This is a genomic window from Streptomyces yaizuensis (assembly GCF_034961445.1).
GTDB lineage: Bacteria > Actinomycetota > Actinomycetes > Streptomycetales > Streptomycetaceae > Streptomyces > Streptomyces yaizuensis.
Genome location: NZ_BSBI01000002.1, coordinates 176,889 through 190,401, shown reverse-complemented (window position 1 = coordinate 190,401; position 13,513 = coordinate 176,889). Strand labels below are relative to the sequence as shown.

At 75.1% G+C, this 13,513-nt stretch carries 11 protein-coding genes and 1 tRNA gene; 6 read left to right on the top strand and 6 right to left on the bottom strand.

All coding sequences use genetic code 11. The features are described 5' to 3' along the window. Positions 1-110: 110 nt before the first annotated feature. Entirely contained in the window at positions 111-506 is a 396-nt protein-coding gene (locus SYYSPA8_RS04735) for a hypothetical protein (RefSeq protein WP_323446305.1), read from the bottom strand. A 445-nt stretch (positions 507-951) separates the two neighbouring features. On the opposite strand from SYYSPA8_RS04735, the gene SYYSPA8_RS04730 reads away from it, so the two are divergent. Then, a complete protein-coding gene (locus SYYSPA8_RS04730) occupies positions 952-2,397 on the top strand; it encodes a tetratricopeptide repeat protein (protein ID WP_323445665.1) in 1,446 nt (481 codons plus the stop codon). A gap of 53 nt (positions 2,398-2,450) precedes the next feature. Next, positions 2,451-3,331 (top strand): IS5 family transposase gene (locus tag SYYSPA8_RS04725; protein WP_323445664.1). Its coding sequence is split into 2 segments (ribosomal slippage): positions 2,451-2,811 and positions 2,811-3,331, totalling 882 coding nucleotides; the frame shifts between segments, so codons are not numbered across the junction. 1,202 nt (positions 3,332-4,533) lie between these two features. Here SYYSPA8_RS04725 and SYYSPA8_RS04720 read toward each other — a convergent pair. Genes SYYSPA8_RS04720 through SYYSPA8_RS04705 form a run of 4 tightly spaced genes read right to left on the bottom strand, consistent with a single transcriptional unit; the run spans position 4,534 to position 9,536 of the window. Beyond that, positions 4,534-5,871, bottom strand: a complete 1,338-nt coding sequence (locus SYYSPA8_RS04720; RefSeq protein WP_323445663.1) for an AAA domain-containing protein — start codon at positions 5,869-5,871, stop codon at positions 4,534-4,536. Further along, positions 5,868-7,454: a hypothetical protein gene (locus SYYSPA8_RS04715; protein ID WP_323445662.1), complete on the bottom strand. Its 1,587-nt coding sequence runs from the start codon at positions 7,452-7,454 to the stop codon at positions 5,868-5,870. The genes SYYSPA8_RS04720 and SYYSPA8_RS04715 overlap by 4 nt, the downstream gene beginning before the upstream one ends. After that, positions 7,445-8,671, bottom strand: coding sequence for a hypothetical protein (locus tag SYYSPA8_RS04710; RefSeq protein WP_323445661.1), 1,227 nt, complete (start codon positions 8,669-8,671; stop codon positions 7,445-7,447). Before SYYSPA8_RS04710 ends, SYYSPA8_RS04715 begins: the two co-directional genes overlap by 10 nt. Beyond that, positions 8,601-9,536 carry a phosphatase PAP2 family protein gene (locus tag SYYSPA8_RS04705; protein WP_323445660.1) on the bottom strand — a complete coding sequence of 312 codons (936 nt, stop codon included), beginning with the start codon at positions 9,534-9,536 and terminating at the stop codon, positions 8,601-8,603. The genes SYYSPA8_RS04710 and SYYSPA8_RS04705 overlap by 71 nt, the downstream gene beginning before the upstream one ends. A 209-nt stretch (positions 9,537-9,745) precedes the next feature. Between SYYSPA8_RS04705 and SYYSPA8_RS04700 the strand changes: the two genes are divergently transcribed. The 4 genes from SYYSPA8_RS04700 (at position 9,746) to SYYSPA8_RS04685 (ending at position 11,919) form a co-directional block, all read left to right on the top strand. Next, positions 9,746-10,345: a histidine phosphatase family protein gene (locus tag SYYSPA8_RS04700; RefSeq protein ID WP_323445659.1), complete on the top strand. Its 600-nt coding sequence runs from the start codon at positions 9,746-9,748 to the stop codon at positions 10,343-10,345. A 210-nt stretch (positions 10,346-10,555) separates the two neighbouring features. Beyond that, on the top strand, positions 10,556-10,900 hold the full coding sequence (locus tag SYYSPA8_RS04695; protein WP_323445658.1) for a hypothetical protein: 345 nt from the start codon (positions 10,556-10,558) through the stop codon (positions 10,898-10,900). 226 nt (positions 10,901-11,126) lie between these two features. Then, positions 11,127-11,855 (top strand): bifunctional DNA primase/polymerase, encoded by a 729-nt coding sequence (locus SYYSPA8_RS04690; protein WP_323445657.1) that lies wholly within the window; start codon positions 11,127-11,129, stop codon positions 11,853-11,855. Continuing rightward, positions 11,846-11,919, top strand: a tRNA-Lys gene (locus tag SYYSPA8_RS04685). Before SYYSPA8_RS04690 ends, SYYSPA8_RS04685 begins: the two co-directional genes overlap by 10 nt. 71 nt (positions 11,920-11,990) lie before the next feature. Here SYYSPA8_RS04685 and SYYSPA8_RS04680 read toward each other — a convergent pair. Beyond that, positions 11,991-13,472 carry a M6 family metalloprotease domain-containing protein gene (locus SYYSPA8_RS04680; protein ID WP_323445656.1) on the bottom strand — a complete coding sequence of 494 codons (1,482 nt, stop codon included), beginning with the start codon at positions 13,470-13,472 and terminating at the stop codon, positions 11,991-11,993. Positions 13,473-13,513 lie beyond the last annotated feature (41 nt).

Below are 13,513 nucleotides of genomic sequence, written 5' to 3'. Positions count from 1 at the left end.
TATCGGCGGCACCGGGGACTGTGTGCCGGGTGGGGCGGATGTGACCGGCACCGGGAGCCGGGGTGGCGGCTCCCGGTGCCGGGGTCGTGGTGGGCCGCGCCTCTGTGCCGCTAGCGGCGGCTGTCGGCGGCCTCGATCAGCCGGGCCGCCTCGCCGAGGGCCCTCCGCAGCGCCACCGGGTCGGTGACCCGGCGGCCGGCGCCGTCACCGGGCGGCAGCAGCCAGCCGTAGCCGTGCGCCGGCGGCGCGGCCGGGAGCCGGGTGGCCCGGCCCCAGGTCCGCGTACAGGCGCTGCCCGGCAGATCCCAGCCGGCGGCGGTGCCGGGCGGCACCAGGAAACCGAGGGTGGCGCCGCTGCCGTCGTGGAGCACCGGGCCGACGGCGGGAGCGGCGGTACGGCGGAGGATGTCGACGGCTTCGAGGCCCTGGCGGGTGGGGACGGTGACCAGGTCGCAGCGGACGGGTACGCAGTCGGCCGGCGGAGTGCTGCCGTCCGGGGTGGGCAGGTGCCGGGCGGTGGTGGGCTGGGTGGTCCACCGCGCGGCGCGGGCCGGCCCCGGGGGGCACACGGCGGCGGGAGCGGGTGCGGTGGTCATGGCTGGTGCGGCGGTCACGACTGGTGCGGTGGTCAGGGCGGTCACGGCGGGTGCGGCGGTCACGACTGGTGCGGTGGGCGTCCGGACGCCGCCGACGCTGGTCTCCATGCCGACCTCCATCACGGGAATCCTCATCTCACTCGACTGGGGACACGGACCGGGCCCCCTCGGGGTTCAACGGGCCGGGCGCGTCAAGGGCTACGGCGCCACGCCGCCCGAACGGTGGCACTTCATGGCGGATCGAAGCCGCGGCGCCCCCTCCACGGCCAGACTCCCGGTACGGCCCCGAGTCCGTCGGGGGAATGGGCCGCACCACCCGTCCCCAACGTCACAGAGCCAGAGAGAGGGCCCGGCCATGACGTCGTCGTCCCAGTCACCGGCAGCACGCCCGGCGGGCGTCCCCGACCCGCTCCCCGACCCGCCCCCCGGCGCACCCGACCGGCGGCCCGTGCCCAACACCGCCTTCCGGCGGCTGCGGGGCAAGCTCTCCCCCGGGGAGTTCGCGATCGCGGTGCGCCGGGCCGCCCGGGAGATCGGCGAGCACGTCTCCTGCGACGCCCGCTACATCGGACGCGTCGAGTCCGGTGAGATCCGCTGCCCTAACTACGCCTACGAGCGGGTATTCAGTCATATGTACCCGGAGCTGACGCCGGCGGACCTGGGGTTCACGGCACGCGAGACGGTACGCGGCGGCGGGCGCCGCCGGACCGGGCCCGACCCGGCCGCCCGGGGCGCGGCCGGCGGCTCCACCGGACCGGGCGGCGAGGAGAGCGAAGTGTTGCGTCGCGAGTTCATGACGGGTGCCCCCGCGACGGTCGCCGGCATGGCGGGGGCGTCACTCGGGCTGGGCTACGGCCTCGGCCACGCCCTGCGCGGCTCCGGCGGCCCACGGCGGGCCAGCGAGCCGGAAGTGGCGGCCGTCGAGGACGCCGTACGCCGGATCCGCCTGCTCGACGACCGGCACGGCGCCGACGGACTCCACCGGCGGGCCGCGCAACCCCTGCGGGCGGCCTACGCACTCCTCGACACGGGCCTGTCCGGCCCCCGCAAGGGGCGCGGCGCCGCGCTCGCCCGACTCCACACGGGTACGGGCGAACTCGCCCTCTCCGTCGGCTGGCTCGCCCACGACTCGGCCCGCCCCGACGAAGCCCGCTCCCACTACGCCGAAGCGCTGGCGATCGCCCGGGCCGCGGGCGACCGGGCCCTCGAAGCACACGCCTTCTCCAACACCTCCTTCCTCGCCCGGGACCTCGGCCGCCACCGGGAAGCCGTCCGGGCCGCCCAGGCCGGCACCCGGGCCGCCCGCGGCCTCGGCTCCCCCCAGCTCCTGTCCCTCCTCGCCCTGCGGGAAGCCGCCGGCTGGGCGGGCCTCGGCGACCGGCCCGCCTGCGAACGGGCCCTGCACCGGGCACACCGGCACTTCGAACGCGACGCCACGGCACCCGCGCCCGCCTGGATGTCCTTCTTCGGCCGCCCCGAACTGGAATCCCTCCAGTCACAGTGCCGCGCCGCCCTGGGCGCATGGCGGCCCGCGGCGGCCCACGCGGCAGCCGCGGCCGACCTCCAGGACCCGCGCTTCACCCGCAACCTCGCGCTCTACCGCGCCGACCAGGCACTCGCGCTGGCGCGCGCGTCCGCGCCCGACGAGGCGGCGGTGGCGGCGCACCGGGCGCTGGACCTGTTGGACGGGGGTGTGCGGTCCGCGCGGGTACGCTGCGCGCTGGACGTGACGGGTGCGCTGCTGCGGGGGCACCTCGCGGTGCCGGGAGTCCCGTCCCTCCTCGCCCGGACTCACGCCTAGGTTCTGTCCGGTGGATCATGTGACTCGTCGGCTGTCTGCTCGTTGTGCCCGGTATGGGGCGGGGTGATCTGACGAACGCGGAGTGGGTGCGGCTGGAGCCGCACCTGCCGGCATCGGGACAGCGCGGTGGGCGGTGGAACGATCACCGCAGGGTGGTCAACGGCATCCTGTTCAGGGTCCGGACGGGCATACCGTGGCGGGACCTTCCTGAGCGTTTCGGCAGCTGGAAGACCGTTTACGAGCGGCATCGGCGCTGGTCGGCGGACGGCACCTGGGACCGGGTCCTGCGTGCCGTCCAGGCCGACGCCGACCTCGCGGGCCGGATCGACTGGAGCATGGTCGGCGTCGACTCGACATCCTGCCGTGCTCATCAGCACGCGGCCGGAGCCCGGAAGAAGAAGCCGCGCATCCCGAAAAAAGGACCACGCCCCGGCACCACCGCCCCGACGAAGGACTCGGACGGTCCCGGGGTGGCCTGACCTGCAAGATCCATCTAGCCGGCGAAGGCGGATGCCGGCCTATGGCCTTCCTCGTCACACCCGGGCAGTGGGGCGACGCGCCCCAGATGATCCGGGTCCTCGAACGGATCCGTGTCCCCCGCCCGCAGGGCGGCCACCCCCGCACCCGCCCGGACCACCTCGGCGGCGACAAGGCCTACAGCTCACGCCGCAACCGCAGCTACCTGCGAAGACGCCGGATCAAGCACACCATCCCGGAGCCGAAGGACCAGCGGGCCAACCGCAAACGGCGTGGCAGCAGGGGCGGCAGGCCCACAGGCTTCGACCCCGGCCTCTACAAACGCCGCAACGAGGTCGAGCGGACGATCAACCGGCTCAAGAACTCCCGGGCCGTCGCCACCCGCTACGACAAAAGGGCCTACGTCTTCCACGGCACCGTCACCGCCGCAGCAATCCGCCTATGGCTCCGACCATGATCCGCCGGACAGAACCTAGTCCCCTGCCCCGCCGGGGTGCCCTTGCGCTGCGCAACCCGCGCCGATAGGGGGACGTGGCGCTCGTCCGAGCCCGCCCTGCCCGGGCCGCGTCGGTACGAGTGGGGTGCGATCGTCCTCGGGCCCGCGCTGTCCGACCCGTGTCGGTACGTGTGCGTGGCGCTCGTCCGGGGTCCCGGTGGCCCAACCCGCGTCGGTACGGGGTCCCGCACCCTTCTTCCCCCCGCCCGGGGGTACCGGCCGCCCCCTTCTTGCCCGTGGGTGGGGGTGCAGGGTCGCCCCCGCAGGGGATCGGCGGAGGCCGACCCGCACTGAACCTGGTGAGTACGCTCGCCGACCCCGAGGAGGTGAGCCCGGAGGCCCCGCCAACCCGCACCACCACCCGGGCCGGGTCGACCCGCACAAACCCGCCCCGTCAACGTTGACCCGCACAAACCCGCCTCGCCGACGATCACCCGGCAAAAACCAGCCCCGCCGGCGATTGAGGCGCAGGGGTTCGGGGACTGGTCCCCGACGACGGACCCGCAGGTTCGCCTGTGCGGCGGGGCAGGGTCCTGGTCCGTCCTCAAACGCCGGACCGGCTGGATTCGCTCGGGTGGTCGTCGGGGGCCAGCCCCCGAAACCCCCGCGCCTCAAACGCCGGCGAGGCTGAATTTTGCCCAGGTCGCCGCAGGGGCGGACAGGTTCTCGGGCACATGGCATGTGCGGCCCCGTGTCGAGGGCCAGCCCCCGAGCCCCCGCGCCTCAATCGCCGGCGAGGCTGAGTTTTGCTCGGGTGATCGTCGGCGAGGCGGGTTGTGTGCGGGTCGACGGTGGCGGGGCGGTTTTGTGCGGGTCGGCCCGGGACCGGGTAGTGGTGCGGGTTGGCGGGGCCTCCGGGCTCACCTCCTCGGGGTCGGCGAGCGCGAAGCGGCTGTCCCACTGACCCGGTAGGTCCGCCGATCCCCTGCGGGGGCGACCCTGCACCCCCGCCCACGAAGTCAGCGGAGGCGGCCGGTACCCCCGGCGGGGGGAAGGAGGGTGCGGGACCCCGTACCGACACGGGCAAGGCAGCCGGGACCCCGGACGCGAGGCCGAGGCACCCGTACCGACACGGGCCGGGCAGCCGGGGCCCCGGACGAGCGCCACGCCCCGTACCGACACGGGCCCCCCAGCGCGAGGCCGCACCCGTACAGGTGCGGAGGCTAGGGGCGGCAGACGACCCGGTGAGACGACCAGCGGTCCCACGTCGACATCATCGCCTCCCAGCCGTCGGGGAACTTGACCGTGACGCCCAGCTGCACCGGCTCCGTCGACGGATGGTCGTCCAGCAGGTCCGCGACCCCCGCCCGGCACACCACCACGCACGCGTTGCGGTGGCGGGACGTCAGCACGCACAGCCGCCCGGTCTCCAGGTGGAAGGCCGTGGCGTCGGGGCGGCCGGAGAGGGGGTGGAGGATGACGGTGACGTCGAACTCGCGGCCCTGGAGGCGGTTCGCGGTGTCCACGGTGACGCCGGTGACGCCCAGGTCGGTGAGGGCCGCGCGGACCGCCGCGGCCTGGTCGCGGTGGGCGGTGCCGACGGCGACGCGGTCGGCGGTGACGGGGGTCGGAGGGGTGTCGGCGGTGCTGGTCGCGGCGGCGCCCCGGTCGAGGACGCGGCGGACGACCGTGGCGACGGCGCGGACCGCTTCGGGGTCGGTGCGGGGGGTGTGCCGGGCGGGCAGTTCGAGGAGGCCCCAGCCGGATGCGGCGGCTTCGTCGAGGACCCGGTCGTGCGGGGATCCGTCGGAGGCGGTCCCGAAGGTCAGCTTGCGGTCCTCGGGGCCCGTGCCGCTGCGGAAGGGGGTGTACGGGTAGAACGCGCGCGACACGAGCCCGGCCGCTGACGACGGGAGCCGCCAGGACACGGGCAGCCGCAGCTGCGGCAGTTCGGGGTTGTGGGCCAGGAGGGTGGAGACCGCGCTGGCGGAGGGGTCGTAGGAGAGCCCGGCCCACTGTTCCGCGCCGACGATGGAGAAGGGGTCGAGCTGTCCCGGGTCGCCGACGAACAGGGCCCGTTCGAAGAGGCCGGCGACGGCGAGCAGCGCGTCGGAGCGCATCTGGTAGGCCTCGTCGACGATCGCGTGCCGCCAGGGCTCCACGCCCCGTACGTGGGCCCATTTCGCGGCGGTGGAGACGACGACGTCGAGGGCGGCGAGGTCGGTGGCCTTGGCGGAGGTCCGCACGTTGGGGAGGGTGTCGAGGGCCTTGTCGTAGGCGTCGGGGTCGCTGCTGTGGAGCCGTCCCACGGGCAGGCCGGGTTCCTTCGCGGCGAGCCGGAGGACGAGGTCGTCCACCTGCGCGTTGGTCTGCGCGATGATCATCAGCCGGCGGCCGGCGGCGGCGAGTTCGCGGGCCGCGCGGACGACGAGTGTGGACTTGCCCGCGCCGGGCGGGGAGTCCACGACCACGCCCCGGTGCTCCCCGTGCAGGGTGGCGTCGAGGATGTCCGCGGTGGCGGCGGCCGCCGCGGCGGCGGGGTCGAACGCGGTCGTGGTCACAGCAGGTCCTCCGGGGTCACCGGGTCGGGGTTCTCGGCCGTCGTGCCGGGCGGGCCGCCGTGGGTCCACGGGGTCTCCTCCGGTTCCGGCAGCTTGGGCCCGCCCCGTACGTCGTGCTCGAACAGGGTCCAGTCGATCCGGTCGCCCTTCTCGGGGACGGTGCCGGCCGCCGGGTCCCTGGCGCGGCCCATCCGGTCCAGGAGGCGGACGAGGAGGACTCCGTCGGGCTCCTGCCGGACGAGTTCCGCCGTCTGCGGCCGGCCCTCCAGGGAGCGGTACAGCTTCTGTCCTTCGGTGAGCCGGGGGCCGTCGTCGGTGCGCAGGGTGACGAGCGGGCGGGGGGAGGGGCGTTTGGACTCGGTCCAGGCCATCACCACTTCGGTGACCTCCGCGACGAACGCCTCCCCGGCGAGCCTGCGCTCCGCGAGCACCAGCGGATCGTCCAGGGCCTCCTGGGCGGCGAGCTGGGCCTGCGCGCTCTCGCGGGCGGCCAGTTTGCGGGCGGCCGTGACGGCGTCGTCCTGGCGGGGCTGGGGCGGCTCACCGGCCCGTACCCGGTCCCGGTGGGCGGTGAACGACCAGCGGTCGCGGGTCCAGCGGTCGGTGACCCGGGATCCCTCGGGCAGTTCCCGCAGCAGGTCGAGGGCGTGCCAGACGGCGTGCCAGGTGGGTGCCAGCTGGGAGTGGAGCGCGGCCCGGATCTCCCGCTCGGCTGCGGTGAGGCGGCCGTGCCAGGCGTCCGCGGCGGCGCCGTCCTCAGCGGCCGCCAGTTCCTGGCGGGCCCGGTCGTAGGCGGCGACCGCGGGGGCGAGGACCTTGTTGTCGAAGGCGGGGTCGGTCGCGGGCCCGGCGGGCGGGCAGAGCAGCTGTCCGCGGGCGTCGCGGCCGGTCTCGGCGCGCAGGGCGGCCTCGGCGCCGTCGTGGCCGCCGGGCGGGTCGATCCAGGCGAGGAGGGCGCCCAGGTGCTGGTCCTCGACGGAGGACTGGCCGGTGGCCCAGTGCCGGCCGAGCAGGTCGGTCGCGGCGAGCAGCAGCGAGGAGCCGGGGACCCGGGCCCGCTCGCCGTAGTGGGTGAGCCAGCGGCCGAGGAGCGGTACGTGGGGCGGGGCCGGGTAGGGCGTGTCCGGGTCCTGTTCGGTGGTGCGCCGAAAGCGCATGGAGCGCCCGAGGAGGCGGACGAAGTCGATCGCGGCCCGGCCGGGGACGATCAGCTGGGGGGCGTCGGCGCACAGCTCGGCCTCGGCGCGGACGCGTTTGCCGGTGGTGGGGTCGGTCTCCGTCCGTTCGACCTGCTCGGTGTCGTCCGCGTAGGCCTCCAGGTGCGGGAGGATCGCGTCGGCGAGTTCGGCGAGGAAGGTGAAGCGCAGGTCGCGGTCGCGGGGCTGGGCGACGGTGAGCAGGGTGGGCCGTTCGCGGTCGGTGCCGACGAGGGCGCCGAGGGGGGCGCCCGCCTCGCCGGCGGTGGTCAGGGGGACCAGGACCAGCGGCCGGTCGCCGAGATGGCGGTGGCGGACGGTCGTCAGGGGCCGGGCGCGGCCGGACTCGACGGCCTCCAGCCGGGCCAGTGTGGACATCAGCGACATGCGCCGGGCTCCTCGTCCGCGTCGTCGTGGGCTGTCCGGTCGTCGCCCGTGGCCTGTACGTCTTCCCCGGGCGGGGCGGCGGTCTCCCCGGGGCGGCGGGCGGCGGGGACGGCGTGGCCGAGGGCCTCGGCACGCAGGGCGGCGGCCCGGCGCAGGGCCGCGACGGCGGGGTCGGCCACGTCCCCGAGGGTGCCGCGGGCGGCGGCCAGGACGTCGTCCACGGTGGTGAGGGTGCCCAGTTCGCCCCGGGTGGCGCGGCCGAGGGCGGTGACCGCTCCCCGGGCCCTGGCCCGGTCGCGGCAGTGGAAGGCCAGCTCGCAGGCGGCGAGGCAGTCGGGCGCGTACGCGGCGGCGACGGACTCGACGGCGGCGGTCAGCTCGTCGGCGGGCCGTTCGGGGTCGAAGGTGCACCCTTCGGGCAGGGTGGCGGCGATGTCCTCGATGCGGGTCAGCCGGCGCAGCTGCCGGTCGGTGACGGCGCATTGTTTGCGGACGTCGACCAGGGAGCCGGTGGGCAGGTTGGAGAAGTCTTTGGGGCAGACGAGCAGCGCGCTGCGGCGGACCTCGGCGCCGGGGATGTGGGCGGCGACCCGCTCCAGTGCCAGGACGTACACGGCGGCCTGGCGGGCGGCGGCCCCCACCTTCGCGGCGTCGGCGGAGCCGTCGATCATCGGGAAGGACTTGATCTCGACCACGGTCCACCGGCCGTCGGGGTGGACGACGACCGCGTCGGGCTCCAGGCAGACGGGGGAGCCGGCGACCTCCAGCAGCAGCATGGGGTGGTCCAGCAGGGTCCAGCCGCCGTCGGCGGTGGCCTCGCGCAGTGCGAGGGAGGTGCGGGCGGCCCGCCCTTCGGGGCCTGCCGCCGTCAGTTCCGGCAGCCGGAACCGGCCGCCTTCCACGCCCATGAGCCGCATCAGCTCGGCGCCGCCGTCGGACTTGACGCGGGCTTCGAAGGCGTTGCCCCGCATGAAGGCGAACTGAGACTGGCCGTACCCGGCGGGCGAGCCGAGCGCGGCGGCCAGCGCCGCCTTGTCCACCCCGGCGCCGTCCAGCAGCGCCCGCCGGGAGCAGCCGGGGTTGGCCGCGAGGGCGGCCAGGGACCGGGCGTCCAGCGGGCGCGGGCGGGCGGCGGGGCCGCGCAGTTCAGCGAGCCGCTGCCGGAGTGGTGTCGTCGGCGCCTGCGGGGGTGGTCCGCTGTCCAGGGATTCGCTCACCCGTCGCAGTCTGGCATCCGGCACCGACAATCGGGGACTCCCCGGTGGCCGCAGCGGTCCGCTCGGGTACGGCGCGGCCGGCGGAGGGGGTGGTGCGGGTGGCCGTGGCGGCGAGGTCGAAGCGGGCCCGGATCCGGTCGGCCAGCCGCATCGCGGGCCGTGCCAGCAGGGCGCCGATGCCCATCACGGCGGCTCCGGCGACGGCGTCGAGGAAGTAGTGGTTGGCGGTGCCCATGACGACGATCACGGTGACGAGCGGGTAGGCGACGGCGAGGGTGCGCATGACCGGTCCGCGGCCGACCCGCCACATGATCACGCCGCACCAGATCGCCCAGCCGACGTGGAGGCTCGGCATGGCCGCGTACTGGTTGGTGAAGCCCCCCATGCCGCGCGGGGCGCTCGCCTCGGCGCCCCACCAGCCGTAGGAGCTGTACTGCGCCATGGTGTCCACGAAGCCGTGGGACTCGTGCAGCAGCCGGGGCGGGCAGGTGGGGGTGAGGGTGAAGCCCACCAGGCCCAGCAGGGTGGAGACCATCAGCCAGGTGCGGGCGGCCCGGTAGCGGACGGCGTGGCTGCGGAAGAGCCAGATCAGCACGGCCGGGGTGACGAGGTAGTGCAGGGACGCGTAGAGGAAGTCGGCGGGTATGCCGATCGCCGGCGTCTCGGTGAAGATCTTGTTGAGCGGGGTTTCGAAGTCCAGGTTCAGGGCCCGTTCGGCCCTGAGTATCGCGAGCCCGTGGTCGACGGCGGTGTTCACGTCACCGCGCGCGAGGAGCCGTCCGGCCGAGTAGGCGACGTAGACGACGGCTATGAGGATCAGTTCGGTCCACCAGCGGGGCCGCTGACCGCGTGCGAGGTACGGCATCCGAGCGTTTCTCCCCCTGGGTTTCTTCCGGTGGCCCGGTGTTCCTTCGGTCGGTGGCCACTGCCCAACCGTACGGGGCGAAGCGGTCCGACCCGTACCTGGGTCCCGACTCAGGAGGGGACGCAGGGAGCGCCCCGGAGGTTGCCAGTGACCTTCCTGAGCGATGATGAACGGTCATCACCTGCACTTATCACTACGGAGGCCGTGATATGGCACCGCGGATCCTGCTCGTCCGGCATGGCCAGACCGAATGGTCGCTGCTGGGCCGGCACACCGGGCGGACGGACATCCCGCTCCTGGAGGAGGGCCGGCGCGGCGCCGGGCTGCTGGGCGAACGGCTGCGGCGGGCGCCGTTCTCGGGGCTGCCGGACGTCGAGGTGCGCACCAGCCCGCTGGCGCGGGCGGCCGAGACCTGCGCGCTGGCCGGGTTCGGCGAGCGGGCCAAGGCGTGGGACGCGCTGATGGAGTGGGACTACGGGGCGTACGAGGGGCTGACCCCGGCCGAGATCAGGGAGCGGGCGGGCCCGGACTGGGTGATCTGGCGGGACGGGGTGCGCGACGGGGAGGCGCTGGCCGAGGTGGGCGCGCGGGCGGACGAGGTGATCGCCTGGGCGAAGGAGGCCGACCGGGATGTGCTGGTCTTCGCGCACGGGCACATCCTGCGGGTGCTGGCGGCGCGCTGGCTCTCCCTGGACCCGTCGTTCGCGGCCCGGCTGAAGCTGGACCCGGCGTCGCTGTCGGTGCTGGGCTGGGGGTACGGGGAGCCGGCCATGGACCACTGGAACGACATCGCCCATCTGACGGGCTGAGCCCGCGCCGACGGGCCGAGCCCCGGTCCGACGGGCCGAGCCCCGGCCGCGCGGGCCGTCGCGGGCCCGTGAGCCGGGGCCCGTGAGCCGGGGCGCACGGCGGTCATGGGAAGGGGGCGCGGGCCCACGGGCCGCGCCCCCTTGCGGCTGCCTGGAGAATGGAGGGCGGTCCGGAAGAGCCCGTGGACCCGTGCGAGGAGGAAGCAGCACATGGCGGAACCCCAGCAGCCCGCGCCCAGGATGCGGCCCGCGCCCCTGCTCTTCGAGCCGTCGGAGGCCGCCTCCGACCCGGAGCACTTCTTCGACCTGGAGTCGATGGACGACCCCCGGGAGCTGCTCTCCCGGGCGACGGAGCTGACCCTCGCCTTCCGGGCCGCCGCCGACCGCGCCACCGAGTTCCAGGCGCTCGCGGCGGCCCAGCTGGCGGATCCCCGGCGGTTCGACCGGCTGACCGCCCGGGACATCGCCGACCGGGCGGGGTGGACCGAGGACTACGCCCGGAAGATGATCGAATTCGGGCGGGTGCTGATCCGGGACGGCGGGGTCTCGCCGTAGGACGGCCGGGTGCCGCGGTGAACGGCACCCGGGTGGCCGGATGCACGTCCATGGCCCTGCGCGCTCCCGCGGCGCTCCCGGCGCGCTCCCGGCGCATTCCGGTTGGAGGCGTTCCGGTCGGCCAGGGGCATATGCGAGGCGGCACCATACCCGCTCCCCCGTCCCCCTGTCCCCGCTTTCGCCAACACTGGGCTATCACGCGATCACTCCGGGTACATCTGGACCCATGAGCGCACCCAGATCCACGAGCACCCGGCCCCCCGCCGCCGACGGCCCCCGGGGGACGGCCGGCGGGCGGGGACCCGGCGATCCGGGCCGGGAATCGGGCCGGGACCCGGGCCGGGGCTCGGGCCGTGCCGTGCGGACCGCCGCCCCCCAGGCCGCCGCCACCCGCGCCACCGCCACCCGCGCCACCGCCGCCGGCGTGCAGTGGCTGGCCTCGGCAGGAACGTCTCCGCGCGCCCTGCTCGCGCTCTGGGAGGCCGAGCCCACCGCCCCCGCCGTCCTCCCCTGCGGCTCCGCGTTCGACGTGGTCAGCGTGGTCGCGGTCTTCGGCCGGCAGATGCTGGACCGGCTCAGGGGCGAGGGCCCCGGCTCCGGCCCTGTCGCCGCCCACCGCGGCCGCGCCCTGATCTTCGCCGCCCCGGGGACGGCGGCCCGGCTGCCCGCGCTGCTGGAGTGGGAGGAGTGGGGGGACTCGGTGCCTCCGCTGCTCTGTCACGGCACCGGCGACGCGATCACCGTGCCGCCCGTGGCCCCGGGGGACGGGCGCGCGCCGGGCTCCCGCTGGCTGGTGGCGCCCGACAGCCGCCACCCGTGGCTCCCGGGCCCCGAGGTGCTCCTGTGGGCCTGTGTCCGGGCGGCCCGTACCGCCGCCGCCCCGGACGTGCGGGGATCGATTTTTCTCCCCGGCGACCAGGGTGCTAATCTCTACGACGTCAGCAGGCGCCGTTAGCTCAGTTGGTTAGAGCAGCTGACTCTTAATCAGCGGGTCCGGGGTTCGAGTCCCTGACGGCGCACGCACAGAAAAGGCCCTCTCGCTCAGGCGAGGGGGTCTTTTCGCTGCTCACAGCCGCTGCGAGGGCCGGGGTCAGGGGCCGGCGTGGTCGATCTCGACGGTGAAGGACCCGGACGGGGTGCGGTCGGCGACCGACACCCGGACGCGCTCCCCGGGCAGCGTGTACGTCTCCCCCACCCCCAGCGGCGCGTCGGCCAGCTCCGGATAGACCGAACGGTCCCAGCACGCCTCGCTCCCCGGGTGGGTGTCCACGACCTCGATGGGGCCGCCGCCGGACGCGGTGTCCGACCGTACGCGGTAGAGCAGCACGCCCTCCGTGCAGAGCCCGTCGTCGTTGCCGACCGCGCCCCGGGCCTCGATGGCGATCGCGGTGCCCGGACCGGTGCGGACGACAGCCAGCCGGGTCCCGAGGCCCCCGCCGGGCGCGGGCGCGGCGATCGGCTCCAGGGTGATCAGCTCGGGCCCGGTCACACAGCGCACGGCCCGCGCGTCCAGCCAGCCGAGCTTCCACTTGTGCCAGCCGAAGAGGTCGGGGGCCATGCCGAACTGGCTGCCCATGACATCCCAGTCGCCGACGTGGGTGTCCCAGTCGCCCCGGCCGTCGACGGGCCGGTGATAGAGGTCCGGCAGGTCGAAGACGTGCCCGGTCTCGTGGGCCAGGACGTTGCGGTCCGGCGGATGGCGTTCGAAGACGGTCACGACCCGCCGGATCCCGGTGTCGTCGACGCGCAGCGGATGGTCGAAGTTGACGACCTTGGTGGCGTCGGAGTCCACGCCGGGGGCGTCCGGGTCGGCGACCAGATAGACGATGTCGTAACGGGAGAAGTCGACCTCGCGGTCGGCGGCGGCGAAGGCGTCCCGCAGATAGGCGGACCGGTTCTCGGCGTCCCAGTCGCGGCTTATCCCGTACGCGGTGGAGTCCTTCGGCATGGGCACCCAGCGGCGCAGGGGGTGCGGGCGCAGCGAGAACCGCCCGTACGAGGAGCGGTCGAAGAAACCGCTGGTGGCGGGGAAGTGGTCGGCGGCCAGCAGCTCGGGTGAGTGGCGGGGCTCGGAGTCCGGGAAGGAGAGGAAGACCATGACCGCGTCGAGGTCGCGGACGGGCTTGGGGTAGGCGGCGTTCCAGCTGTCCAGGCCGAGGGAGTGGTGGGCGGGGGTACGGGGCAGGGCGCAGGCGGATTCGGCGGCGTGGGCGGCGGGGCCCGCGACGAGGGAGGTGGCGACGACCGCCATGAGGGAGGTGAAGGCCGCGGCGGCGCTGCGGAGCCGGCCGCGTTCCGATGCCGGCGCCTCCTCGCCGTCGTCCCAGGAGCCACCGCCACCGTCGAAGCCGTCACCGCCACCGCCACCACCGCCGCCGTCGTCGTCGCCGCCGCCGTCCCAGGAGCCACCGTCGCCGAAGCCGGCGCCACCACCACCGTCGCCGTCGCTCCCGCCGTCGCTCCTGCTCCACGGCCCGCCGTCATGCGGAGTCCCGCCGTCCACCCCCTCGGGTGGACCCGAGGGTGACTGCTGACCCGCCACGTGGACCTCCGACCGAGGATGGGACGACATCGCAACCACTTTGTCGAGGTTTGGTGATATACGCCCTGTTC